This is a genomic window from Amycolatopsis sp. NPDC005961, assembly GCF_040629235.1.
Classification (GTDB): Bacteria; Actinomycetota; Actinomycetes; order Mycobacteriales; family Pseudonocardiaceae; genus Amycolatopsis; species Amycolatopsis camponoti.
On record NZ_JBEXVF010000029.1, the window covers coordinates 16,812 to 42,549 of the forward strand.

14 protein-coding genes are annotated in these 25,738 nt (G+C 73.7%); 3 read left to right on the top strand and 11 right to left on the bottom strand.

Features of this window, described 5'->3' with window-relative positions:
- Positions 1-131: 131 nt before the first annotated feature.
- Both ABZ342_RS25080 and ABZ342_RS25085 read right to left on the bottom strand, forming a co-directional pair.
- The gene (locus tag ABZ342_RS25080; RefSeq protein WP_360477398.1) at positions 132-1,103 is read right to left on the bottom strand and encodes a helix-turn-helix domain-containing protein; all 972 of its coding nucleotides are present in this window, start codon (positions 1,101-1,103) and stop codon (positions 132-134) included.
- A gap of 180 nt (positions 1,104-1,283) precedes the next feature.
- Positions 1,284-1,724, bottom strand: coding sequence for a hypothetical protein (locus ABZ342_RS25085; RefSeq protein ID WP_360477401.1), 441 nt, complete (start codon positions 1,722-1,724; stop codon positions 1,284-1,286).
- Positions 1,725-1,814: 90 nt separating this feature from the next.
- On the opposite strand from ABZ342_RS25085, the gene ABZ342_RS25090 reads away from it, so the two are divergent.
- Entirely contained in the window at positions 1,815-2,588 is a 774-nt protein-coding gene (locus ABZ342_RS25090) for a maleylpyruvate isomerase family mycothiol-dependent enzyme (protein ID WP_360477404.1), read from the top strand.
- 17 nt (positions 2,589-2,605) lie between these two features.
- Here ABZ342_RS25090 and ABZ342_RS25095 read toward each other — a convergent pair whose 3' ends face one another.
- The 3 genes from ABZ342_RS25095 to ABZ342_RS25105 all read right to left on the bottom strand — a co-directional run bounded on the left by ABZ342_RS25095 (position 2,606) and on the right by ABZ342_RS25105 (position 5,506).
- Positions 2,606-3,826 (bottom strand): sigma-70 family RNA polymerase sigma factor, encoded by a 1,221-nt coding sequence (locus ABZ342_RS25095; protein ID WP_360477407.1) that lies wholly within the window; start codon positions 3,824-3,826, stop codon positions 2,606-2,608.
- Entirely contained in the window at positions 3,826-4,194 is a 369-nt protein-coding gene (locus ABZ342_RS25100) for a YciI family protein (protein WP_155546946.1), read from the bottom strand. Before ABZ342_RS25100 ends, ABZ342_RS25095 begins: the two co-directional genes overlap by 1 nt.
- Before the next feature lie 118 nt (positions 4,195-4,312).
- Complete coding sequence (locus ABZ342_RS25105; RefSeq protein ID WP_360477411.1) at positions 4,313-5,506, bottom strand: glycosyltransferase; 1,194 nt, start codon at positions 5,504-5,506, stop codon at positions 4,313-4,315.
- 160 nt (positions 5,507-5,666) lie between these two features.
- Here ABZ342_RS25105 and ABZ342_RS25110 point away from each other — a divergent pair, with 160 nt between their 5' ends.
- Complete coding sequence (locus ABZ342_RS25110) at positions 5,667-6,365, top strand: hypothetical protein (RefSeq protein WP_360477414.1); 699 nt, start codon at positions 5,667-5,669, stop codon at positions 6,363-6,365.
- Between the two features lie 30 nt (positions 6,366-6,395).
- Positions 6,396-7,874 (top strand): serine hydrolase domain-containing protein, encoded by a 1,479-nt coding sequence (locus tag ABZ342_RS25115; protein ID WP_360477417.1) that lies wholly within the window; start codon positions 6,396-6,398, stop codon positions 7,872-7,874.
- A 209-nt stretch (positions 7,875-8,083) separates the two neighbouring features.
- On the opposite strand, the gene ABZ342_RS25120 is transcribed toward ABZ342_RS25115, so the two are convergent.
- From ABZ342_RS25120 to ABZ342_RS25145, 6 genes are all read right to left on the bottom strand, one after another.
- Entirely contained in the window at positions 8,084-9,301 is a 1,218-nt protein-coding gene (locus ABZ342_RS25120) for a cytochrome P450 (protein WP_360477420.1), read from the bottom strand.
- Positions 9,302-9,311: 10 nt separating this feature from the next.
- Positions 9,312-10,184: a TauD/TfdA family dioxygenase gene (locus tag ABZ342_RS25125; protein WP_155546951.1), complete on the bottom strand. Its 873-nt coding sequence runs from the start codon at positions 10,182-10,184 to the stop codon at positions 9,312-9,314.
- A gap of 23 nt (positions 10,185-10,207) precedes the next feature.
- Entirely contained in the window at positions 10,208-18,814 is an 8,607-nt protein-coding gene (locus ABZ342_RS25130) for an amino acid adenylation domain-containing protein (RefSeq protein WP_360477423.1), read from the bottom strand.
- Entirely contained in the window at positions 18,811-22,611 is a 3,801-nt protein-coding gene (locus tag ABZ342_RS25135; RefSeq protein ID WP_360477426.1) for an amino acid adenylation domain-containing protein, read from the bottom strand. Before ABZ342_RS25135 ends, ABZ342_RS25130 begins: the two co-directional genes overlap by 4 nt.
- 169 nt (positions 22,612-22,780) lie before the next feature.
- Positions 22,781-23,545, bottom strand: a complete 765-nt coding sequence (locus ABZ342_RS25140; protein ID WP_360477429.1) for a DUF1206 domain-containing protein — start codon at positions 23,543-23,545, stop codon at positions 22,781-22,783.
- 246 nt (positions 23,546-23,791) lie between these two features.
- Positions 23,792-24,802, bottom strand: coding sequence for an ABC transporter substrate-binding protein (locus tag ABZ342_RS25145; RefSeq protein WP_360477432.1), 1,011 nt, complete (start codon positions 24,800-24,802; stop codon positions 23,792-23,794).
- Positions 24,803-25,738 lie beyond the last annotated feature (936 nt).

Genomic DNA, 25,738 nt, shown 5'->3' on the forward strand with positions numbered 1-25,738 from the left:
ACTGGGGGTCTGACGCCGGAAACCCAGCCCTCGGGGGTTTCCGGCGTCAGCCGTTCCCGGACAGTGCCGCGAAGCCCGCGCCCTCGGCCCCTTCCCCGGGGCCGCCACCTCGGAGGGCGCGGGCTTCGCCCTCAGTGCGACAGCGGGTTCTCCAGCGCCGCCGAGCAGGACGGCCAGTCGTGGAAGTCGTGGTGCGCGCTCCACAGGCGGTGCGCCGCGTCGATGTTCCAGGCCGGGTCGAACGCCTGTCGCGGCGTGCCGCCGAGGTCCAGCAGGCGGGCGTCGGAGATCTGGAACACGCCCCAGTTGCGGCTGCCGTTCGTGTTCGGCAGCACCCACAGCGGATCGAGGAACGAGGCGCAGCGGGCGATCGCGACCGCGGTGTCCGGCGCTTCGGTGAACACGGCCCGGACCCGCTGTTCCACCTGGTCCGCCGACCAGCCCGCCAGGCTCGTCCGGTGGTCGTAGAGCGCGGTCTTGGTGGCCTCGTCGACGACGCCGCGCGCGGGCAGGCCGGCCAGCACCTGGAACGCGGTGACCCGGCGCAGCGTCTCCGGGCCGAACGAGCCGTCGACCGAGAGCCGCCCCTGGGCCGAGACCAGCAGGTTCTGCACTTCGGTGACGCACTCGTCGTGCTGGCCCATGCTCACCGGCGGCTGGCAGCCGGGGGAGAACAGCACCCGGTCGGCGTACCGGCCGGGTGCCTGCTCGGACCCGTCGGCGGTGACCCAGACCAGGCCGCCGGCCAGCAGGGCCGCGGTCGCGACGGCCACGGCGTACCAGCGCCGTCGCGGCGACCGGGCGACGTCTTCGCCGGTCGTCCCCGGGGTCTCGGCGTGCTCCGGCGGCGCCTCGTCGACCCGGCCGGCATCGGCCAGCGCCCACAGCTGGTGCAGCTCGCGCAGTTCCTCCGCGGACGCGCCGCAGACCTTGGCGAACGAGTGGACCACGCGGTAGTCGGCGGGCACGCTCTTGCCCGAGCAGTACCGGTGCAGGCTGGAGCCGCTGGCCCCGGCCAGCCGGCCCAGACGTTCGTAGCCTTGCCCGCTGCGGTCCTTCAACATGCGCAGATAGGCGGCGAACTTGTCCATGTGCGGTGTCACGGTGACGGGACCACCTCGCTCCGGGCAGCGGATGAGGGACGGAAGTTAACACCGTCCCGCCCCCAGCCGGGCGGAAACCGACGGATTGCTCCACTCGGCGGCTCACGGCCCGGCCGAGTGGTGGCAACGTGCCGTCACACCAACGCTTTCCCGGCGGCACCGGGGTGCGGTGGTCTCCGGTCAGCGGCGGCCGGTGGCGAGGATGACGAGGAACTGGCCGCCGCCCGGCTCGACGGCGGCGGTCACCGGCAGGTCCGGTACCAGCCGGGAGAACCGGTCCACCAGCCAGTCCGCCGCCTCCTGGGCGTCCTGGCGGGTCGGGGAGCGCGCCACCATCTCGCGGCCGCCCTTGCGCTCCAGCCTGCCGGCCACGGTGATCAGCGGCGCGGGTTCGGCGACGTGCAGGCGGTCCGGCCAGGCGATGACCACCTTGACCGCGCCCTTGCGGGTGTTGCAGCCGCGGTGCGCCAGCCGCTCGGCGACCTTGGCCTTCCGGTCGGCGGTCCGGCTGTCGACGCTGGGTCCGCGCGGGTCGTTCACCGACATGCCGGGGTCGACCGGCTCGTCGCACACCCAGCACCGCCAGCCGTCGCGCTCGGCCACGTCATCGAGGAGGCTCACCCGGGCAAACTAGCCTGCCCGGGCGCCGGCACTGTCCCCGGGCACGGTGATCCACGGAACACCCGCGGGCGTCCGGGAGTTGTGCGTGGCATGAGCCAACTCGTGGACCGCACGATCACCGCCCTCCGCTCCGAGCACGACGCGCTCGCCGCCCTCGTCCGCACCCTCACCGACGACCAGCTCGCCGTCACGAGTGGCGCGTCGGAATGGACCGTCGCCCAGGTCCTTTCCCACCTCGGCAGCGGTGCCGAGATCGGCCGTGCGCCGATCGCGCGGGCCGCCGGCGAGACCGTGGCGGCCGAAGACAACCAGACGATCTGGGCCCGCTGGGACGGGTCCACCCCGCGCGCGCAGGCCGAGGGCTTCCTGGAGCACAACGGCCGCTGGCTCGAAACGGTCGAGGCGTTCACGCCCGAGCAGCGTTCGTCGCTGACCGTCGACCTCGGCTTCCTGCCGGAGCCGGTCCCGCTGGCGACCGCCGTGGGCATGCGCCTGTCCGAGGTGGCCAACCACTCGTGGGACGTGCGCGTGGCGTTCGACCCGGACGCCGGGGTGGACGCCGGCTCGGCCGCGGTGCTCGTCGACCTCCTGGCCGGGCCGGTCGGGTTCATGCTGGGCTTCCTCGCCAAGCCGGCCGAGCTCGAGAAGCCGGTGTCCCTCGCGACCCCGGGCGGCGGACTGGTGATCGACGACGGCGTCACCGTGGTGGACCACCTCGAGGCGCCGTCCGCGACGTTCACCGGGCCGGCGGAAGCGCTGGTCCGGTTGATCAGCGGCCGGCTCAAGGCGCCGTACGACCAGGGCGTCACCGTCGAGGGCAGCGTCTCGCTCGACGACCTGCGCCGGGTGTTCCCCGGTTTCTGACCGGCCCGGGGCAGCGGTCAGGACAGCGCAGCCGCCTTGCGCAGGAGCACCGAGCGTTCCTGCTCGTTGGTGCACAACCGGGCCGCCAGCTCCAGCTCGGCACGTGCCTCCGGGTGCCGGCCGAGGCGGGTCAGCAGCTCGCCTCGCACCGTCGGGACCAGGTGCGACCCCGGGAGCCGGTCCGCGGCGATCAGCTCGTCCACGATCGCCAGGCCGTGCTCCGGACCCGACGCCATCGCCACCGCGACCGCCCTGTTGAGCTCGACCACCGGTGAGGGCGCCACCCGGCCGAGTGCCTCGTACAGCACCACGATCCGGTCCCAGGCGGTCGCCTCGACCGAGGGCGCCGACGCGTGGACGGCCGCGATCGCGGCCTGCAGGCCGTACGGGCCGAGGCCGCGAGGCGACGCCTTGGCCAGCGCGGCCAGCCCGCGGTGGATCGCCGAGAAGTCCCAGCGGCGCCGGTCCTGGTCCTCGAGCAGGACCGGCGCGCCGTCCGGGCCCGTCCGGGCCGGGAAGCGCGCGGCCGTCAGCTCGCACAACGCGAGCAGGCCGTGCACCTCCGGCTCGTCCGGCTGCAGCGCGGCCAGCGTGCGGGCCAGCCGGATCGCCTCGTACGCGACGTCGGGGCGCAGCAGCCGGTCGCCCGACGTGGCCGTCGACCCCTCGGTGAAGATCACGTAGAGCACGCTGAGGACGCCGCCCAGCCGCTCCCGGCGCTCGCCGGCCGCCGGCAGCTCGAACGGCACCCCGGCCGCCGCGATCGTCTTCTTGCCCCGGGTGATGCGAGCCTGCACCGTCGGCACGGGCACGAGGAACGCGCGCGCGATCTCCTCGCTCGACAGGCCGGCGACCACCCGCAGGGTCAGCGCCACCCGGGCCTCGGGGGAGAGCACCGGGTGGCAGCTGATGAACATCAGGGCCAGGACGTCGTCGTCGATCCGGTCGGGGTCGGCTTCCGCGCCGGCCTCGGCCTCCGGGCCGGCCGCCAGCAGGGCATAACGGTCCTGGAGGGCGGTCCGGCGGCGGATCGCGTCGATCGCCCGCCGCCGGGCGGTGGCCCGCAGCCAGCCCGCCGGGTTGGCCGGCGCGGCGACCGGCCACGACACCAGCGCTTCGGCCACCGCCTCCTGGGCCGCGTCCTCGGCCAGCCCGAAGTCGCCGGTGAACCGGGTCAGCGCGGCGACGATCCGCGCCGACTCGATCCGCCAGACGGCCTCGACATCGGCGGTGTCCATCAGCCCCGCTCGGGCATCTCGTCGTCGCCGGCCACGCGGCGGACCTCGATCTTGGACCCGCGGACGGCCGGCATCCGCTTGGCCCACTCGACCGCTTCCTCCTTCGAGGCGACGTCGAGCATGAAGTAGCCCCCGAACAGCTCCTTGGTCTCCCCGTACGGCCCGTCGGTGACCACCGGGGTCTCGGCGCCGAAATCGACCACGACGCCGCGGCTCGGCAGGTCCAGCCCCTCGGCGGCGAGCAGGACGCCGGCCTTGAGCATCTCTTCGATGTACTCGCGGGTCGCCGCCATCGACTCCTCGATGGCGTCCAGCATCGCCGCGTTCGAGTGGTCGGTGCCCCGCATGATCAGCATGTACTTCGACATCGTGTTCTCCTCGTCCGCGTGGCCGCCTCTCGGCCTTCGCCCCCTTGTGTCGAACGGGCGGCGCCCGGATCAACACGGCGGCGGAAAAACTTTTCGCCGCGGCGCCGCCGGGTCTCGCTCACCCGAGTTCGCCGAGCAGCCGGCGCGCGGCCTCGGCCGCTCCGTCGGTGCGCATCGCGGCGCCCAGCGCCGCCGCCCGGCCCCGGGTCTCGGGGGCGAGCGCCGTGTCGAACGCGGCGCTCAGGGACTCGACGGTCGCCGTCGGGCCGTCGAGGGCCGCGCCGACTTCGCGCGCCGCCACCTGCCCGGCCCAGTACGGGTTGTCCGCCAGGCGGATGGGGACCACCACCTGCGGGACGCCCGCCCGGGCGGCCGTCTGCGTCGTGCCCGCGCCGCCGTGGTGGACCACCGCGGCCAGCCTGCCGAACAGGCGCTGGTGGTTGACGTCGCCGATGGCGAAGCAGTCGGCCACGTCGAGGTCCGCCCAGCCGCGGGAGACGAGGACGCGGTGACCGCGGGCCCGGGCGGCCTCGACCGCCCAGCGGGCGATGTCCGGTGACGGGCGGATGCTGCCGAAGCCCACGTAGACCGGCGGCGCGCCGGCGTCCAGGAACGCCACCAGCTCGGCCGGCAGCGGGCGCTCGTCCTCCTGGGTCCACGCCCCGGTCTGGACCACTTCGAGGCCCGGGGTCGCCGGCCACGGTCCCAGCACCGGGTCCGCGGCCAGCCACGGCCGCTCGGAGTAGACGTGGCCGCGCACGTCGTCCACCGGCGGCAGGCCGAGCGCGGCCCGGTGACCGTTGAGCGGCTCGCGGAACTGCTCGTTGACCCGGTGGGCGTCCCGCTCCCAGCGCGTCCCGTTGTCGGCGTCCGCCGGCTCCGGCCAGCCCGGCCGCGGGGGCGGCGCGTGGTGCGGCGACGGCAGGTTGACCGCCGCATAGGTCACGTACACGTAGCGGATGCCCGCGGCTTCGGCCACGGACCGCGCGGCGACCTGTGCGAGACCGGCGGCCACCAGCGCGTCGCATCCGGCGGCCGCCGCGGGGAAGACGTCGAACTGCGTGTCGAGCAGCTCGGTCCGGTACCGGGCCAGCTCGGCCGCCGACGGCGGCGCCGTCGCGCGCATCAACGCCCGCACCGGCGGCCCGACCGGCACCGGCTCGATCCCGAGGCCGCCCAGCCGGTCCGCGAACTCTTCGTCCGGCGGGACGCACATCCGCACGTCCGCGCCGAGCGCCCGCAGCCGCACCGCGAGGGCCACCAGCGGATCGACGTCGCCCCGTGTCCCGTACGTCGACAGCAGCACTCGCATTCGCGCCCTCTTCGTTCTCTTCGCAGACGTTTCGGCCGTGCCGCGGGGAGTCTAGCGGCCGCCCCGGTGATCGACTGCCTCTCGCGCCGACCCGTCTCCGGTGACTACTGTCAAGGCGCATAAGGGCTCCTGACCGTCAACAGAACTTGAGGGCCACTCGATGCCTGTTTCGTCCGCCCCCACGCCCGATGTTTCGATCATCCTGCCCTGTGCCGGACTGGGAACGCGTTTCGGAGCGCCGTACGCGAAGGAACTGCATTGCCTGGCGCCCGGGGTCACCATCCTGGACCGCAGCCTGGAAGCCGTCGTCGAACTGGTGAAGAGCGGGCTCACCGTGCGCGTGGTCGTCGTGTTCGGGCCGCACAAGCTGGACACCGTGAAGTACCTCGCGCGCTACGCCGGGACTTTTCAGCTGGTCTTCGTCTACCAGGACGACGCGTCCGAGCCGGGGCTCGACGGGGCGATCCGGTGCGCCTTGCCCATGACGCGGGGACCGGTGGCCCTCGTGCTACCTGACATCGTTGTCAGCGGGGTGGGCAGCTTGCTCGGCGCCCTGCGCCAGACCGAGGTGGCGGGCTGGAGCGTGGTGGCCGCCGAGGAGTCGGATCCCGGCACGCTGCGGCAGATGGGCGCGCTGAGCGTGGCCGTCTCGCCGGATGCGGTCGTGACCGTCGCGGCGGCCGCGGAAAAGCCGGCGGATCCTTCGGGCTACAACGCGCTTTGGGGCATGGTGGCGGTCGCCGAGGACCAGGCCCACCGGCTGCCGGACGTGGCGCGCAGGGACGCGGACAGCCCGCTCGCCGGCGCCGTCGCCCTCATGGTGAAGCGGATCGTCAACTACAACACCACCGACGGCTGATCGTCCACAATGGACTTTGCGAGGAGAAGCATGCTCGACGACGTGATGACGGCGCTCGACACGGTCCTGCCCCGGCTGGCCGCGGTCACCGGCACCCCCGGGGTCGCCGTGGCGGTGGCGACGAGCGACGAGCTGCGGACGGCCGCGACCGGGTTCGCCGACCTGGCCGCGAGGACGCCGATGACCGCCGGGACGCCGGCGCCGGCGGGCTCGCTCACCAAGCCCGTCACGGGACTGGCCTTCATGCAGCTGGCCGAGGCGGGCGCGCTCGGCCTGGACACGCTCGTCGACCAGGTGCTGCCCGCCGGGCTGCGTGGTCCCGGCGCGGCGCCCGTCACCACCGCCATGCTCGCGGCCCACGAGGCCGGCTACTACAGCGACATCGTCACCGCCACGGCGCACACGGCGCCGGCCGAGCCGGTCCTCGACTACGTCCGGCGCCGCCACGAGATCGGGCGCGCCGTGGAGTACGGCGGGGTGCTGCCGCTGGTGACGGCGCCGGGGTCGTACTCCTATTCGAGCTTCGGCGTCGGGGTCCTGGGCGGCGTGGTCGAGCACGTGACCGGCGAACCGTACGGTGCCCGCGTCCACCGGGAAGTGTTCGCCCCGGCCGGAATGGCGGACACGAGCATCGACGACGGCACGCGGAACCCGTGGGCTCCGAGCACCGGCGGCGCGACCGGGTACCTGGCGTTCGGCGACTGGTGCCTGCCGAGCCCGCCCCTGCGCACCTCGGCGTACCCGGGGGTCGGGATGTACACGAGCGCCACGGATTTCGCGCGGTTGCTGCAATCGTTGCTGCGCACCGCCCGGGGCGACCGCGGGCTGGTCGAGCCGGAGTCGCTCGCGGCGATGGTGACCCCGCGGACGGCGCGCCCGAGCCCGCACGGCGTCCGGTCGTTCTCCGGCTTGACGCTCGAGCTCGCCGACCCGGACCTGGGCGACGACTGGTGGTGGGGGCACACGGCGGCGTTCCCGTGGGGATTCTGGTGGGAGGCGCGGGTGTGGCCGCACCGCGACCTGGCCGCGGTCGCGGTGGGCAACCGCTGGGACATGGCCCGGTTCCACAACCCGGCGACGCGCAGCGCACCGGGCCTGGCCGTCGAGTGGGCCGGCCGCTGGGCGGCGTCCGGCGCCCCGGCGAAGCTGCCGGACATGGACGGCCGGCCCCGCTGGACCGGCCCCCGGCCGACCCCGGAGAGCTCACGCTGGATGGGGGTGCTGACCGGCGAACGCACCCACGGCCTGCTCGCCGTGGCCGACCCGCTGCCGGTGAAGACGCTGACCGAGGGAGCGCGATCTCTGGGGGATGGGGATGCGGGTGGCTGGGACCCGGAGGCGTTCGCTCGCGGTGTCTCGCAGGCACGGGCGGTGGCCCCGGACCCGGCGGCGCTCGGGGCGCTGGGCCGCGAACTGGGCCCGGCGGCGGCGCTGTGGATGCTGGAGTGCGGAGCTTCGAGCGCGGACGTGACGATGCCGGTGGGCTTCTACGCCCACGCACCACGGTGAATCAGGGCTGAGGGCGGCCGGCGGCAGCGGGTGCGCCTCCGCGGGTGGTGCCACCGCCGGGGCGCACGCGGCGGGGCTCGGAAGGCCTGTTGGCCGATCTTCAGCGCCTCGATGTGGCGCGTCGGGTGCGTAGCGCGCACCCAACGCCACCTCGGGTGCTCGGGGCCGGGACAGGGCGGAGCGGCGGGAAAGCGCGTGACCGGCCCGCCTCAGTGCAGCCGCACCTCCAGCGCGACCCGGTGCCGCCCCCGGGGCAGCCGCACCCATTCCGGCTCCGCCACCGGCCGCACGTCGGGAAAGCGGTCGAACAAGCCCCGCAACACCACCTCGGCCTCCACCTTCGCCAAGGCCACCCCCAGGCAGAAGTGCGGCCCCCAGCCGAATCCCACGCTGCCCTCGCGGCCGCCGTGCTCGGCTTGCCAGCGGATGTCCGCCTGGTGCGGGTGGGTGAACTGGGCAGGGTCGCGGTTGGCCGCTCCCAGCACCGCCTGGACCGCGTCGCCCGCGCTGATCTTCACCCCGCCCACCTCCAGATCCGTTGCGGCGTAACGGAGCCGGGCCAGCTGGACCGGGCCGTCGGTGCGGACCAGCTCGCGGACCGCCGCCGGCCACAGCTCCGGCTCCTCGCGCAGCAGCTCCCGCTGGGCGGGGTCGCGCATCAGCGCGAGGGCCCCGTTCGACAGCATGTGCGCCATCGTCTCGTGCCCGGCGAGGACCAGGAACACCACGAGCGCCACGGCGTCGACGTCGGTCAGGTCGTCCTGGGCGACCACCTGGCTGAGCAGGTCCTCCCGCGGCTCGGCCCGGCGGCGGTCGACCAGCGCATGACAGTAGGCGAACATCTCGCCCAGCGTCGGCGTGATCCGCGCCGGGTCGCCCTCGACGAGCACCTTGCCCCAGCGCCACCAGTCCGCCCAGTCCGCTTCGGGTACTCCGACCAGCTCGCACACCACCGCCATGGCCAGGGGGTAGGCGTACTCGTCGATCAGGTTCACCGTGCCCGGCGCCGCGCCGAGGTCGTCGAGCAGGCCGTCGACGATCTCCCGCACCCGGGGGCGCAACGCTTCGACCCGGGACGCGCCGAAGGCGTGGCTGATGCTGCGCCGCAGCCGGGTGTGCTCGGCGCCGTCGAGGCTCAGCAGGCTCGCCCGCAGGTACGGCAGGTGCTCCGGCGGCGTGCCCAGCGCGAGGAACGCCTCCTCCTGCGTCTGCGCGCCCTGCCCCGGCAGGCCGGTGGGATCGTTGCGCACGGCCGGATCCGACAGCACCGCGCGGACGGCGGCGCTCCCGGTCACCAGCCAGCCCTCCTCGCCGTTCGGCAGCCGGGCCCGGCAGACCGGCGATTCGGCGAGGATGCGGTCGTAGCCGCGCATCGGGTCGTCGAGGACGGCCGGATCACGCAGGTCCACCACGGGTTCGGACGACATGGATCTCCTGTCAGCCTTTGAGCGGGCCGCCGTTGATGGCGACGCGGTGGCCGAAGCGGGTGTACGGGTAGTAGTCGTACGTCGCGTGGTGCTGGACGCAGCGGTTGTCCCAGAACACCAGCGTGTTCGGCTCCCACCGCACCCGGCACGCCAGCATCGGCCGGTTCGGCACGACCGAGAACAGCAGGTCGAGCACCGCCTGGCTCTCGTCCGCCGACAGCTGGGGGATGCGCGAGGTGTAAGCCGGGTTGACGTACAGCAGCGGCCGGTCGGTTTCCGGGTGCCGCACCACCACCGGGTGCTCGCTGACCGGCGGCTCGTACCCTTCCGGGATCTTGTGGCCGCGGAAGGCGTGCGCGCCGTCGTGGATCGCGGTCAGCCCGGTCAGCAGTTCCTTCAGCTTCGGCGAAAGCATGTCGTACGCGAGGTGCATGTTCGCGAAGAGCGTGTCGCCGCCGCTGCCCGGCTCGGGCATCCGCGTGATGTGCAGCATCGAGCCCAGCGACGGCTCGGCGTCGGCGGTGCCGTCGGCGTGCCAGCCGTTGCCGAACACGGTCGCCGACTCGGGGGCGGTCGCGACCTCGAGGATGTACGGGTTGCCGTGCTCGGGCGGCGGGTTCACCGGCCGCAGCTCGCCGAAGCTCGCGGCCAGGCGCTGGTGGTCGTCCGGCGTGATGTCCTGGTCGCGGAACACCAGCACGTGGTGGTCCAGGAAGGCCGTCTTCAGCTCGGTGAGCTGCTCCTCGGTCAGCTCCCGGGTCAGGTCGAGGCCGGTGACCTCGGCGCCGATCACCGGGGTGAGCCCCCGCACCGCCAGGGTCCGGTGGTCGCGCGCCGGTCGCGTCGTGATCCGCTTGACGGCGTCGAGTTCGTACTGCTCCATGGTTTCCTTTCCTCCCGTGGGTCTCACAGTCCGATGGCCGCGGCCACCGCGGTGACGTGCGGTGCGCGCACGATGCCGTAGTGGGTCGCGGGCAGTTCGTGCCACTGGCTCGGTTCGGGCAGGAGCGCCCGCCAGCCGCCGCGGTCGGCGACCGGCAGGCCGGGTTCGGGTTCGGCGGCGAGCCAGACGTGGCTGGGTGTCGCGCGCAGGTGCGGCAGTTCGTGCCCGGCCATGCTGCGCAGGTTGGCCCGGCACGCGCGGGCGAGCCGCCGGGCGTGCTCGCCCGCGGCACCGCCGGAGGCACCCAGCTCGCGTTCGAACACCGTTTCCAGCTGCGCGTCGCTGTAGTCCGCGGCGCTCGCGCCGGGTGGCGGCGGGTCGATGAGGTGCAGCGCCCGCACCGGCTGCCCGGCCGTCTCGGCCTCGGCGGCCATGCCGGCCGCCACCCAGGCGCCGAACGACCAGCCGGCCAGCTGCCGGGTGTGGCCGGGGAACCGCGCTCGCAGGGCCGCGTGGTAGCGCCGGGCCCGGTCCGCCACCGGCCAGCCGGGCGGTTCCGGCCGGCTCAGCGCGGGATCCGCGATCACGCAGACGCCGAGTTCGGGCGCCAGGGCCTCGACGAGCGGGCGGTACGCGTGGACGTCCCCGCCGACGGGGTGCACGAGGCACACGACTTCCCGGCCGGCCCCTTCGCGCCAGACCTGCACCACCACTTCGCCGGTGTCGGCGGCTTCGGACAGCTTCGCCAGCAACGCGGCCATCGTCACCTCCGGGCCGAGCCAGGCGAGGTCGAGGTCGACGCCGAAGAGCCGTTTCGCCGAGTCGACGACGTCCAGCAGCGTCAGTGAGTCGGCGCCCAGGTCGTAGAGCGGCACGTCCGGGTCGAGCTCGGCGACGCCCAACAGGGCACGCACTTCTTCGGCCAGCTGGGCTTCGGCGTCTTCGGCCGGTTGCGCGGTGCCGGTCGTGGTGTCGCGCTGGTGGAAGTCGCGGGCGGCGTCGAGCCCGGTCGTCGCGACCAGCAGCTGCGGCAGCCCGGAGGCCAGCGCGCGGGCGAAGGTGCGGCGGCCCTCGTCGACGCTCAGGCCGACGGCCAGGTGCGCCTGGTGCCGTGCGTCGGTTTCCAGGGCAGTGACGGCCATGCCGCTGTCGCGCCAGACGTCCCAGCCGATGGAGAGGCGGGCGGTCGGGCCGTCGCGGTGGGCGAGTGCGTCGAGGAACCCGTTGGCGGCGGCGTAGTCGAGCTGGCCGGTGCCGCCGAACTGCGCGGACAGCGACGAGCAGTAGACGGCGAACGCGGGCCGGTGGCGTTCGACGAGCCGCTCGGTGAGGAGGGCGCCGGCGAGCTTGACGGACTGGGTGTCTTCGCCGCGGGTCGCGATGAGGCCGCCGCCGGGGGTCCCGGCCGCGTGCACGATCCCGGCGAGGGGCGCGCCGATGCGGACGTCGACCTCGTCGGCGGTGATCTTCGTGAGGTCGGCGGCGAGGAGGTCGACGCGGTCGGCCCACGGCTCGAGCGCTTCGGGCAGGTGGGGCTCGCGCGCGAGCAGGACGACCCGGCCGGTGGTGCGGGTCAGCAGCTCCGCGGCGACGGCGGTGCCGATGCCGCCGGTGCCGCCGAGAACCAGGTGGGTCCCGTCGATGGCCACCGGCTCGCCGGCCGGGACCGGTGCGCTGTCCTGCGTCCACCAGAACCCGGCCCGCAGGGCGACGCGCTCGGGCGGGGGCGGGCCGGTGAGCAGGCCGGCGAGGGGATTCAGGTCGGGGCCGGGCAGGTCGACCCAGTGGCCGGGCACGCCGGTTTCCTGCGGGCCGACGGCGGTGATCCCGGCGAGCAGCCCGGCTTCGGGCCGCGTGACGGCGGTGTTCGCGGGCGCGGCCCCGGCGGACACCCACCACGTCCGGAGTGGACGGTCGTGGCCGGCCCGCAGGAGAGCGGCGGGGGTGTCGACGCACGCTCGGCGCGCGTCGTCGAGGGACGCTTCGGTGACGGGCCCGGTGATGCCGAGGGGGAGGGTGTGGAGCCAGTCGATTCCGTTGTGGGGCAGGGCATCGAGGACTTGGCGCAGGTCCGCGGGGTCGGCGGGGTCGGCTTCGAAGGTGTCGGGGCCGAGGCGGGCGAACGCCGCCGCCGCGTGCACGCGCACGACCCGCGGGTAGACGGCGTCGAGGGCGGGTGCGGTGAGCGGGCCCTCGCCGGAGATGACCAGGACGCGGTCGGTCGGGGTGGTGGCGACGGTGGCGGCGGCGGCCCGGCGGTGGCGGACCCAGGTGGGCTGGTGCAGCCACTCGCTTTCGGGTCGCCGCGAGACGGAGTCGCGACGAGGGAACCCGAACTCACGGACGGCGAAGGCAGGCGGCGGAAAGTCCCACGGCGCGGGGGCGGGGGACTGGCCCCAGTCCACGGAGGCTCCCCCCACCCAGGCGGCCGCCAGCTCGGCGGCCCCAGAGACGGAGCTTTCACGCGAGAGTGCGGAATCGGCGGCTGCGTTTTCGCGGAGAGGTGCCACCGGGCCGGGGGCGGCGCTCTCCCGTGAAAGTGCGGTAGCGGGGGTGGCGTAGCCGCGGCGCGGTGCCGCGGAGCCGGAGCTTTCCCGTGCAAGCTCCGCGTCGGGGATCTCCTGTGGCTCGGCCGTGCGCAGCCACTCGACCGCCGCGGCCGCGTCCTCGCACGCTGCCGCCATGCGCCAGCGTTCCTCCGGGCGGCCCGACTGCAGGTGCCGGAGTACGTCCACATAGGACGACGGCCGCGCCGTCAAGTAGTCCGCCACCCGGGCCGCCTCCCGGCGCAAAGCCGAGGCGCTGCGGGCCGAAAGCACCAAGCACCGCGCCGGTTCCGGGCGCGACGGCGGCATCGGGCGGACCGACTCCAGCACCACGTGGGCGTTCGTCCCGCCGATGCCGAAGCTGCTCACCCCGGCCACCCGCGGCCCCGCCGGCCACGGCTCGGCCCGCGTCGGCACCCGGAACGGCCCCAGGTCCAGCGCCGGGTTGGGCGCGCGGAAGTCGACCGTCGGCGGGAGGACGCCGTGGTGGACCGCCAGCGTCGCGCGGATCAGGCCGACGACCCCCGCCGCCGCGCCCAGGTGGCCGATCTGGCTCTTCACCGAAGAAAGCGCGCACGCGACGACGTCGGGCATCGCCTCGCGCAACGCCGCCACCTCGATCGGGTCGCCCAGCCGCGTCCCGGTCCCGTGCGTCTCGACGTACCCGACGTCGGCACCCGTGCGGCCGGCTCGCCGCAGCGCCGCCTGGATAGCCGAGCGCTGCCCGGCCGGGGACGGCGCGCTGTACCCCTGCTTCACCGCGCCGTCGTTGGTCAGCGCCGAGCCCGTGAGCACCGAGTACACCGTGTCGCCGTCACGACGCGCCGCCGAGAGCCGCTTCAGCACCACCACGCCGACGCCGCTGCCGCCCACCGTGCCGTCCGCGTCGTCGCTGAAGGGGCGGCAGTGCCCGTCCGCCGAGAAGATGTGCTGCGGCCGGTACCGATATCCCTCGGCGAGGGTGACGTCGACGAGCACCCCGCCCGCCAGCATCACGTCCGCCTCGCCGCCGCGCAGCATCCCGGCGGCCTGGTGGACGGCGACCAGCGAGCTGGAGCACGCCGTCTGGGTCGTCAGCGCCGGGCCCGTCAGGTCGAGGTGGTAGGCGACCTTCGTGGCCAGGAAGTCCTTCTCGTGGTGCAGGGCGAGCTGGAAGCCGTCCGGCAGCGCGGCCGGGTCCGCCTCGCGCAGCATCTGCTGGAAGTACGTGTTCTCCCCGCAGCCCGCGATCAGCCCGACGCGGCCCGTCGCCCCGCCGGCGTGGGCCAGCGCTTCGACGCACGCCATCAGCAGCTGCCGCTGCTGCGGGTCCATCAGCGCCGCGTCGCGGTGGCTGATCCCGAAGTACTCCGGGTCGAAGTCCAGGGGCCCGGCCAGGAGACTGCGCGCGCCGACCAGGCCGTCGGCGGCCGGGAACTCTTCGATCCCCCGGCGGCCGGTGACGACCAGGTCCCAGAACGCCGCCAGGTCCGGCGCGCCGGGCAGCCGGACGGCCATGCCGACGACGGCCACCGGCTCGTCGGCCGCCGCCTCGGCGGAAGCGCGTGCCGGGGTCGGGCCGCTTTCGAGGTGCCGAGTCAGGTCCCGGAGCGTGACGTGCTCGAAGAGGTCCGCCACGGTGAAGCGGTACCCGGCTTCGGCGCAGCGCAGGTGGAACCGCATCAGCGACAACGAGCTGGCGCCGGCGGCGAAGAACGTCTCCTCCGGCCCGATCGGCGTGCCGGTCACCTCTTCGAACAGCGCCGCCAGCTCGCTCGAGGGACGCGGGGACGTCCGCAGCAGATCCTCGCCCGGCGTCGCGGAAACCGCGTCCCGGTCGAGCTTCCCGCTCGGCGTGCGCGGCAGGGCGGCGACGACGCGGAAGCGGTCGACCCGCGCGTGCGGCGGCAGCAGCGGCACGAGGTGCTCGCTCAGCTCCGCGGCGGCCGGCGTCCGGCGGCATTCGAGGAACGCGGTCAGGCGGTCGCCTTCGGCCGCGACGACCGCGTTGACGACGTCGGGGTGCCGCAGCAGCGCCGCCTCGACCTGCCCCAGCTCCAGCCGGTGCCCGCTGAGCTTGACCTGCCGGTCGGCCCGGCCGTCGAAGTGCAGCAGCCCGGCGCGGTCGAAGTGCGCGAGGTCGCCGCTGCGGTAGTACAGCTCGGGCAGTTCGGCAAACTTCTCCGGCGCCGCTTCGCCCAGGTAGCAGCGGTTCGCCGCGAGACCACCGATGAGCAGCTCGCCGACCTGGCCCGGCGGCAGGGGCGCGCCCGCGGCGTCGGCGACCCGCAGCACCGCGTTCGCCACCGGACGGCCGATGGCGGGCCGGTCCGGCCAGTCCGCGGGATCGCCGTCGAGGGTCAGCGCGCTGACGACGTGGGTTTCGGTCGGGCCGTAGTGGTTGTGCAGGCGCGCGCCGGGCAGCCCGGCGAACCAGCGGCGGATCGCCGGCGTGCACACCAGCTGCTCGCCGGCGGTGATCACGTCCCGCAGCCGGGACGGGTACCGGCCGAGCCGGACGCCGTGCTCGGCGAGCAGCTGCAGGGCGACGTACGGCAGGAAGATCCGTTCGACGCCGGCGGTTTCCAGCTGCGCCAGCAGCGCGGGGACGTCGTGGCGCCATTCCGGGCGGACCAGGTGGAGCCGGCCGCCGCCGCACAGCGTCGTGAAGATCTCCTGGAACGACACGTCGAACGACAGCATCGAGAACTGCTGGGTCGCCGCGGGCGGTGCGGCCTGCCACTGCAGCAGGTTGGCCAGGGTGCGGTCCGGGACGCGCACGCCCTTGGGCACGCCGGTCGAGCCCGAGGTGAACAGCGTGTAGAGCGGCCGTCCGGCGTGCCGGGCCGGGACGTCCGGCACCGCGCCGTCGGAAAGCGTGACGAACCTCTGCTCGACGTCCATGCCGAACGTTTCCCCCGGCGCGAGCAGGACGCAGCGCGGCCGGACGCGGTCGAGCATGGCGTGCAGCAGTTCCGGCGGGTACGCGGGGTCCAGGGGGACGGCGGTGATGTTCAGCCGGGCCAGGGCGAGGAGCGCGACGACGTGCTCGGCCGACGGCCGGAAGTACAGCGCGATGTCCGTGGCGTCCGCGGGCAGGGTGGCCGCGAGCCGGGCCGCGTGCGCGTCCAGCTCGGCGTAGGTCAGTGTCGTGTCGCCGGTGAGCGCCGGGGCGTCGGGCGTCAGCGCGACCTGACGCGCGAACCCGTCCGCGATGGTCTCCCACGTCAGGTCCGCGGCGGCACCCCGGCCGTGGTCGCGGTGGTCCGGAATCCGGGCGTCGCCGTGCAGGGCGCGGTCGAAGACTTCGCCGAGGGCGGTCGCCTCGGCTTCGGTGAAGTGGCCTTCGCCGTATTCCCACAGGCAGTCGAAGCCGTCGGCGCGTTCCACCACCGACAGCGTGAGCGCGCACTTCGCCTCGGCCGCCTCGATCCACTGTGGACTGGACGAGCAGCCGGGCCGCCGCAGCGCCCCGAAGTCGGTGTTCTCCAGGACGAACAGGTAGTCGAAGGCCGCGTACCCGGGGTCGAGGTCGGCGAACGCGACGTCCTGGTGATCCAGCGCGGCACCCGACGCTTCGCCGAGCCGGCGGAGCTGGGTGTCGAGGTCTTCGTCCGGGTCCACGGTCAGCGGCACCCGCACGGTGTTGGCGAACATGCCGACGCTGTCTTCGAACGCCCGCACCGGCCGGTTCGCCACCGGCGCGGCGATCCGGGGCCGGGCCCGCCCGGTCACCGCGTACAGGCTCCACGCGAACACGCCGAGCAGGAGCTGGAACCGGGTCAGGCCCAGGTCGCCGGCCCACTCGTCGACGCGCTCGCGTCCGATGCGGGTGGTGTGCAGCCGGCCGGCCGGGGAAGCTTCGCCGAGCGGCTCGGCGTCGTCGGAGCGGTCGGTCAGCAGGGCGCGGTAGCGGGGGGAGGCGAACCACCGGGACTGCCACGCGGCGAAGTCGAGCGGCGTGTGCGCGTCCGGCCGCGGCGAGGCGCCGGACAGCTCGCGGAACAGGATGTTCAACGACCAGCCGTCGACCGCGATGTGGTGCAGGCACAGCAAGAACGTGCCGTCGGCCCGCCAGGCCGCACGCAGCATCCGGCCCGACGCGAGATCGAAGGGCGCGGTGAAGAAGTCGTCGCCCGGCTCGGTCCACGGGTCGTACGGCGCCTTCGCGACCTGCCGCAAGCCGCCGGGGGTGGCTTCGAACGCGGTGCGCAGCGCCGGGTGCCGCTCCACCAGAGTGCGTACGTCCCGGCGCAGCGCGTCGACGTCCGGGGCGCCGGTGACCTCGAACGCGAGCGGCACGTGGTAGGCCGTGGAGGCCGGGTTCCGTTGCTGCAGCAGCCAAAGCCGCTGCTGTTCGCTGGTGGCCGGTGCCGTGGTCGCGGTCGTCGGTGGGCTCGGCTCCGGGTACGCCGCCCGCCCGGCCGCGGAGACGGCGGCGGCGAGATTGGCGAACGTCCCGCGCTGGACGACCGAAGGCGCGAGGTCCGCGCCCCAGCGTTCGCGGATCGCGAACCGCAGCCGCAACGCCTTGAGCGAGTCGCCCCCGGACCGGAGCCACGTGTCGCCGGGATGCAGGCCCGGGATGTCCAGCGTCTCGGACACGACGTCCAGGACTTCGCGCTCCCACGCGGTCGCCTCACCACCGGTCTCCGGCCGCCACGGCGCGAACCCACCGGCCAGCAGCGCGGCTTCGTCGACCTTCCCGTTGGCGTTGCGGGGCAGCTCGCCGACGCGGAACACGTGCTGCGGCCGCATGTAGGCCGGCACGGTCTCGCCCAGGTGCGCTTCGAACGCGTCGAAGGACAGGTCGCCCGCCACGATGAAGGCGAGCAGCTCGGCCGTGGCCACGTGCCGCACGGCCACGTGGACCTGCCGGATCTCCGGGTGCGCGAGGAGCCGCTGCTCCAGCTCGCCCGGCTCGATCCGGAACCCGCGGACCTTCACCTGCCGGTCGGTCCGCCCGGCGTAGGCGAAGCGCCCGCCCGGCAGCACGCGGACCAGGTCACCGGTGCGGTAGAACCGCGCGCGGCCCTCGTCGAGCCACGGCAGCCGGACGAACCGCTGCCCGGTCTCCGCGGGCAGGCCGCGGTAGCCGAGCGCGACGCCGGCGCCCGACAGGTACAGCTCGGCCAGCTCGCCTTCGGCGGCCACGCGCTCGTCCGCCGTCACCGCGACCGCGCCGGTGCCGGGCAGCGGGCGGCCGATCGGCACGACGTCGCCGTCGAAGCCGCGCGGAATGGCGTAGCTGAGCGCGAACGTCGTCGTCTCGGTCGGGCCGTAGCCGTTCTGCAGCCGCGTCGGCGCGTCCGGGTTGGCCCGGTACCAGCGGCGGATCACCGGCGCGTTGAGCTGCTCACCGCCGATGACGACCCGCCGCACGGTGGCGAAGCTGTCCGGTACGGTCTCGGCGACCGCGTTGAACAGCGTCGCGGTGACGAACATCGTGTCGACGCGCTCGCGGACCAGTGCGTCGGCGAACGCCCGCGGGTCCCGGACGGTGTCGTCGTCGAGGATCACGCACGTGCCGCCGGTGAGCAGCGGCACCCACACCTCGAAGCTGATCGCGTCGAACGCGGGGTTGGCCAGGCAGGCGTACCGCGTGCCGTGGTCGAGCCAGCCGGGCTCGGCCAGCCGCAGGACACCGGCGTCACGCACCTCGACGCCCTTGGGCCGGCCGGTCGTGCCGGAGGTGTAGAAGAGGAACGACGCCGGCGCGGGTTCGGCGGGCACCCCGGCCCCGGCGGTTCCGGACAGCAGCTCGGCCGGCGTGACGCCGGGCCCGTCGTCGCTGACGACGGCGGCCGCGCCCGCGTCGGCGAGGATGACGTCGCGGCGCGCGGGCGGGCTTTGGCGGTCGAGCGGCACGACCTGGCCGCCGAGGCGCAGCACGCCCAGCATGACCTGGACCAGCTCCGCCGAGCGCGGCAGGCCGACGGCGACCGCGTCACCGGGACGAACACCCCGGCGCGACAACGATTCCGCGACGGCGGCGGCGCCCGCGTTCAGCTCGGCGTAGGTGAGCAGCCGGGCCCCGTCGGACACGGCGACGGCGTCGGGGTGCCGCAGCGCCCGGTCGTGGACGCGGCGGGCGATCGAGGTCATCGGGCCGCCAGCTCGGCGCTGATCAGCTTGGCGACCAGCGGCAGGGCGTCGCTTTCGAGCATGTCCCAGTGCCCGCAGTCCGCCGGGACCACCTCGAACTCGCCGCGGGCGCGGCGGCGCCAGAACTCCACCGAAGCGGACACGGTGCCGGGGTCCGCGCCGTCGCCGACGGCCTGCACGAACACGACCCGTGCCGCCGTCCCGCCGGGATCGTGCTCGCGCGCGGTCAGCCGGTTGTGGTTGTACGTGCGGTGGTAGCGCTCGATCTGCGCGTCGTCGATCCCCGGGTACATCCCGTTGAAGCGCACCAGCTTCTCGCGGAACTCGGCCACCGGCACCGGCTCGATCGCCGCCCTCGCGGCCGGGTCGTCGGTGGCGGTGGTGTCGAGCAGGACGACGCTGACGCGCGGGTGGTGCTCCGCGAGCCGGCGGCCCATCTCGTGGGCGACCAGGCCGCCGTACGACAGTCCACAAAGGACCAATGCTTCATCGGCGCGCGGGTCCACGAGCCGCAGGTACTCCTCGGCCATCGCCTCGACGCTCGGCAGCGGCTCCTCGCCGGCGTTGAGCCCGGGGGACTGGATCCCGAGGACACCGGTGTCTTCGGGCAGCAGGGCGCTGAGCGGCAGGTAGCAGAACGCGGTCCCGCCGGCCGGGTGGACGCAGACGACGCGCGCCGCGCCGCTGCCGCGGCGGAACTCGATCAGGCTGCCGCCTTCCGGCGGGCGGTCCGTGCGCAGGAGCGCGGCCTGCGCCTCGACGGTCGGGTGCAGGATGACGTCCCGGATCGGCAGCTCGCGGCCGAACTCCGAGCCGATGGCGTGGGCCAGCTTGATCGCCGAGATCGAGGTGCCGCCGACGTCGAAGAAGTCGTCGGAGACGCCGATCGCGGTGTGCAGCAACAAGGTTCGCCAGATTCGCAGCAGGGCCAGCTCGACGTGGTCGCGCGGGGCGGCGGTGTTGACCGGGTCGTTCGACGCGCCGGCCCGGGCGTGCGCCAGGACGGCGTCGCGGTCGAGCTTGCCGCTGCGGCTCAACGGAAGCCGGTCGAACTCGGCGAACACGGACGGGATCATGTAGTCCGGCAGCCGACCGGCCAGCGCCGCGCGCCACTCGTGCGGGGTCCGGCCACCGCCGCCCGCGACGCCGGCGACGAGCCGGGGCTCGCCCTCGCGGTCCACCAGCACGGCGGCCTCCCGGACCCCGGGCACGGCCAGCAGCGCGGCCGTCACCTCGCCGGGTTCGATGCGGAACCCGCGCAGCTTGATCTGGTCGTCGCGGCGCCCGGCGTACTCGGCTTCGCCGCCGGGCAGCCACCGGGCCAGGTCACCGGTGCGGTACATCCTTTCGCCGGGCGCGAACGGGTCCGCCACGAACCGCTCGGCGGTCAGGCCCGGCCGGTGCAGGTACCCGCGGGCCAGGCAGTCGCCGGCCAGGAAGACCTCGCCCACCACGCCCGGCGGCACCGGGCGCAGCCGCTCGTCCAGGAGGTACAGCCGCGAGCCGGGCAGCGGCCGCCCGATCGGCGCCGGACGTTCGGACGGCCGGGGGTCGAAGTGCGCGGTGGCGTAGAGCGTGGCCTCGGTCGGTCCGTAACCGAAGCAGATCCGCAGGCCGGGCAGCGCCGCTTCGAACCGCGCGAGGGCGGCGTCGAGCAGCGGTTCGACACCGGTGAGGACCTGCCGCAGCGCGAGCCCGGCCACCCGGGCGGGGGCCTCGTCGATCCACCGGACGTAGGCGGGCGGCAGGAACGCCTGGACGACACGGTGTTCCCGCAGCCACGCCATCAGCGCCGCGGGATCGGGCCGGACGTCCTCGGGCACGACGTGCAGCACGGCGCCGGTGGTCAGGGGGAGCAGCAGTTCGTGCACCGAGGCGTCGAAGCCGATGCTCGACCACGCCGACGTCGCTTCGCCGGGCGTCGCGCCGAAGCGGTCGAGCCACTGGTCGAACAGGGCGAGGACGCTGTGGTGGGTCACGGCGACCCCCTTCGGGCGCCCGGTCGACCCCGACGTGTAGATGACGTACGCCGTCTCGCCGGAGCCGGTCGTGACCGAGGTGCGGGCCTCGTCGCCTTCGGTTTCGAGAGCCGCGATGTCGTCGGCCAGTACCAGTACCGGCCGCGCGTCCTCGACCATCGCCGCGCGCCGGGCAGCGGGCTGGGCCGGGTCGAGCGGGAGGTAGGCGGCGCCGGTCTTCAGCACACCCAGCACGGCGACGACCAGCTCGGCCGACCGTCCACTGAGGACGGCCACGACCTCGCCCGGCCCGGCCCCGCGGGTCCGCAGGGCGTTCGCCAGCTTCGTGCTGCGGCGGTCCAGCTCGCCGTAGGTGAGGGTCCGGCCGTCGCACACGAGCGCGGCGGCGTCCGGGGTGGCGTCGGCGTGGCCGGTGAAGCGCTCGACGAGCCCGCCGGGACGCCGGTTCGGCCGGGGCCCGGTGCTCCAGGCGGTGAGGATCTCGTGGCGTTCGGCGTCGTCGAGCAGTTCGTAGCTCGCGATGTCCGCGTCCGGGCGGGTGGCCAGCTGGTCGAGCAGCCGGACGAGGTACCGGCCGTACCGCTCGGCGGTCGCGTGGTCGAAGAGGGCGACGGCGTAGTCGAGGTGCCCGGTGACGCCGTCGTGCTCGTCGGCGAGGCCGAGGGCGAGGTCGAACTTCGCGGGGGCGTGCTCGACCTCGAGGGGTTCCGCCGCCACACCCGGCAGCTCCAGGAGGTCGTGCTGGGTCGGCACCCAGGCGAACATCGTCTGGAACAGCGGCGTGTGCGCCGGGCTGCGCGGCGGGTTCACCAGCTCGACGACCCGCTCGAACGGCAGCTCGACGTGCTCGATCGCGCCCCGCAGGGCCGCCCGGACCTGCTTGAGCAGGACGGCGCCGGTCCGCGGACCCGGCAGTTCGGCGCGCACGGCCAGGGTGTTGACGAAGAAGCCGATCGTGTCGGGGTACTCGCCGCCGGCGCCGCGGTTGGCGGTGGGGACGCCGACAACGATGTCAGTTTGCGCGGAAAGGCGGGACAACAGGATGAACCAGCAGGTCAGGATGGTGGAGTAGAGCGTGACGCCGTGCTCGCGGGCCACCGCCTTCAGCCTCGCGGTGAGGTCGGGCCCGAGGGAGACCGGCACCCGGGCGCCGCGGTGGTCCTGCCGGGCGGGGCGCGGGCGGTCGGCGGGCAGCTCTAGCACCGGCGGCACACCGTCGAGCCGGTCCTGCCAGTACGCCTCGTGGGGCGCCGGGCCGGCGCCGGTCAGCCAGTCCTGTTGCGCCCGCGCGTGTTCGCGGTAGGGCCGCGCCGGCGGCAGGTCCGCCGGTTCGCCGCTCACTTGAGCGGCGTAGAGCAGGCCCAGCTCGCGCAGCAGCAGGCTGCGGGACCAGCCGTCGAAGACGACGTGGTGGACGGTGATCAGCAGGACGTGGTCCTCGTCGCCGTCCGCCAGCAGCCGGGCCCGGGCCAGCGGCGCACGCGTCAGGTCGAACGGCTCGAACGGGTCGGTGCGCCGCAGCTCGGCCGCTTCGCCCGGCCGGCCGGCGACATCGGTGAAGCCACAGGGAAAGCCGTGACCGGCGGGTTCGACGATCTGCACGGGCGCGCCGTCTTCGACGACGATCCGGGTGCGCAGGGCTTCGTGGCGGTCGGCGAGTGCGTCGAAGGCCCTTCCCAGCGCCTCGCGATCCAGCGGGCCCCGCAGGGTGAAAGCCATGGTCTCGTTGTAGGCCGGTCCGGCCCCGTCCAGCTGGGAGACGGTCCAAAGGCGCTGCTGACCGGACGACAGCGGTGCGGACACTCGCATCGAGGGCATGCCTTTCCGGGCGTGGCGGGCGAACCGGTACCGCGGTGTGCCGTCGCAGCCGAGGTCGGGGAAACGCTCTCTGTCTGTCCGGACAGTTAACACCACACCATCGGGTGAGGACGAGGGGTGACGGAAGTTTGCCCGGAAGTCCCCGCGGTGGCAGCCGCAAGGGCCGGCGTCAGATCTTGCGGTACCGGCTTTCGAACAGCGCGAACACCCCGAAGACCGCGATCCCGGCGGCCAGTGCCAGGAGGAGGAACTGCCCGTACGGCTGGACCGCGAGCGTCCGGAGCGCGGGGTCCAGGCCGCCGGCCTTGGCGGGGTCGTACTCGACGGCGGCGACGACGAACATCGCGCCCACGGTGCCGTAGGCGACCGCCATCGCGCACCAGCCGACCTGGCCGAGCCGCTCCGTCGACCGCCGCACCGCCGGGGACGCCCCGCCGAAGTCGAGGTCGTGGACGAACTTCTTCCGGAGCCCGCGGTAGCCGAGGAACGCGGCCACGGCGATCACGGCGCCACCGGCCGTGATCACCGCGGCGGCGCCCCACGGTTCGGCCAGCACCGTGGCGACGATCGAGCCGGCCTTGCCGGAGCCGCCGGTCGCGGTCTTCGCGGCGCTGTAGGTGACGAGGCCGTACAGGACGACCTCGACGCCGCTGGTCGCCCGCCGCACCCACCGCCGTCGCGATGGGGTGTGCCGGTGGCCCGCGATCGTCTCCGTGAGCTGCCACAGCGCCAGCACGCCGGTGCCGGCGGCGATCAGCCACAGCAGCCACGCACCACCGCCCGAGGCGACGATCTGCAGCGCGCCGGCCTTGTCGGCCTTTTCGTTGTCGCCCAGCGCGACCTGCGCCGCCAGCCACGCGACGACGAGGTGGACGAAGGCGTAGCAGGTCAGGCCGATTCGGGCGAACAGGCTGAATCTTCTGATGTCGGGCACCCGGGAATCCTGGTCCACTCCGGCCCGCTTGGCCAGGGCCGAGCCGGAGGGAGGGGTGCCGGGTCTGTCACAAGAAGCCGCGGGACCCGCCGGTCACCGGTGACGTCGAAAAGCCGTACGGCGCCGGACACGATCAGCGGCGCGTCCGACCCGCCGCTCTCCCGGGGCGCGAACCGGCCGACGGGGAACCTCGGCGAGGAGGCCGGCGGCCGGGCGGGACCGTGCCCGGCCGGCCCCGGCGCGGGCTCATTTTCCCGCCTGCGGCCCGATCATCGAGTTCACGTCGATCGACTTCGGGATGGCACCGAGCTGCAGCAGCAGGTCCGGGACCCGTTGCAGGCGCCGCGAATCCAGCGTCGAGCCGTAGCCCGGCAGGGTGAGCAGCTTGGCGGTGTCCTCGTCGATCTTCGCGAACCGCACCAGCAGCGGCTCGACCTGGGCGCGGTCGTTCAGGGCTTCGTGGGTGCCCTTCTGCATCGCGCGCTGGAACGCGGCCAGCGTCTTCGGGTTGTCGTGCACCCACTTCCTCGTCGCGCCGTAGCCGGTCAGCGGGAAGTCCTGGGTCGCCCCGGTGTTGATGTCGATCACCGGGATCGCGCCCGCCGTCTTGGCGGCCTGCGTGATGTACGGCTCCGGCAGGTACGCGGCGTCCGCCTCGCCCTGCTGCAGGGCCGCGGCGATGTTCGGCAGCGGGATCAGCACCCATTTCACCTTGCTGAAATCCACGCCGTGATCTTGCATCACCGAGCGGGTGAGGAGATCCGAAGCGGTGTTCTTGGCCGTGATGGCGATCTTCTTGTCCGCCAGGTCGTAGACGGTCTTCACCGGGGAATTCGGAACCGTGACGATCGCATTGGACTTGGCGTTGACCGAGGTCGCGTCGGCGACCAGCTGCATGTCGGCGGCGCCGGTGCTCTTCGCGGTGAAGAACGGGGGGTAGGTCGAGAACGCGATGTCGGCTTCGCCGGAGATCGACTTCGTCAGCGACGCCTGGCCGCTGGCGGCGATGACGGAGTCGACGCTGAGGCCTTCGGCCTTGAAGTAGCCGTTGTCCTGGGCCAGCCAGAACGGCGCGAGGTCCGTGGTGGGCAGGATCGAGACCTTCAGCGTGGTCTTCTCCAGACCACCGCCGCCGGCTGGAGAACTCGTGCTGGCCGAACCCAGTGCGCCGCAGCCGGTGACGGCCAGGAGGGCGGTGACGGCGAGAGCGGCTTGACGAGCGCGAACACGGCCACCGCCGTTGGTGATTCCAAACAAGACCTTGCTCCTCGAAGGAGGTGACGGTTGATCTACCGATCGAGGGAAGATCCGTGAATCATTCCCCAGTTCCTGTCAAGCAGGCCACTGTAGGCACCCCTAGATCGGTTGACAATGCAAGATGCACACTGCAACGGGGGTTTCACCAGAATGGCGGCACGAATACTTGATCGATGATCTTGGTTCGATCGCCGAATCGTGCGGAATTCTGCGGATCGGGGCGGCAGGAAGGGGGGTTACTGCTGAATCCGGGTGGCGCGGCGGCCGGGATCACGGATTCGACGGCACTGGTCCGATCGGGGACGGAGGGGGCCTAGTTTGCGATTAATCGGAAAACCCGCGTGTATCCGGTGTGGACAGTTGTGCGGGCCCGGCTCGTCGTGGCCGGCGCTTCGGAGATCGGATTCGGAAACCGGCCGGTCGCGCGCCTCGCCGGCCTGCGGAAAACGTGGCCCGGCGGGCACCGGGCAATGCAAAAGACATTTGATCGACGCTCGCGTGCCCGGCGCCCGCGGGCCCTGGCGAATTCATCTCATCGAAATCAAATGGTTGCCATCGTTGTTGCGTTCGGCACGGTATAATCGTCGGCTTGAGCCAATTGTGGGGACGCTCGCGGAGGGGTCGGCGAGGTGGTCGCGGCGGCACTGTCGAAATCTTCGAACGGCTCCGCCGTGGACGCGAAACGGCCGCAGCCGGGGAAGTGACCCGGCTGCGGCCGCGGGGGCGGATACCCTCAGTTGTACCCCATTTCGTCGGGTGAAACCCGGATCTCCCCGCTTTTGTCCGGGCTGGGGACGCTGATGGACTTCGAAACCGTGCTGGCGCTGCCCGCGGCGGCCGCCGCGGAAGCACCCGGGATGCTGACAGTGAAGACGCTCAACGCGACCGCGGCGCCCAGGGCGGCCGCTCGATGAACCCGCATCATTCCTCCGGTGG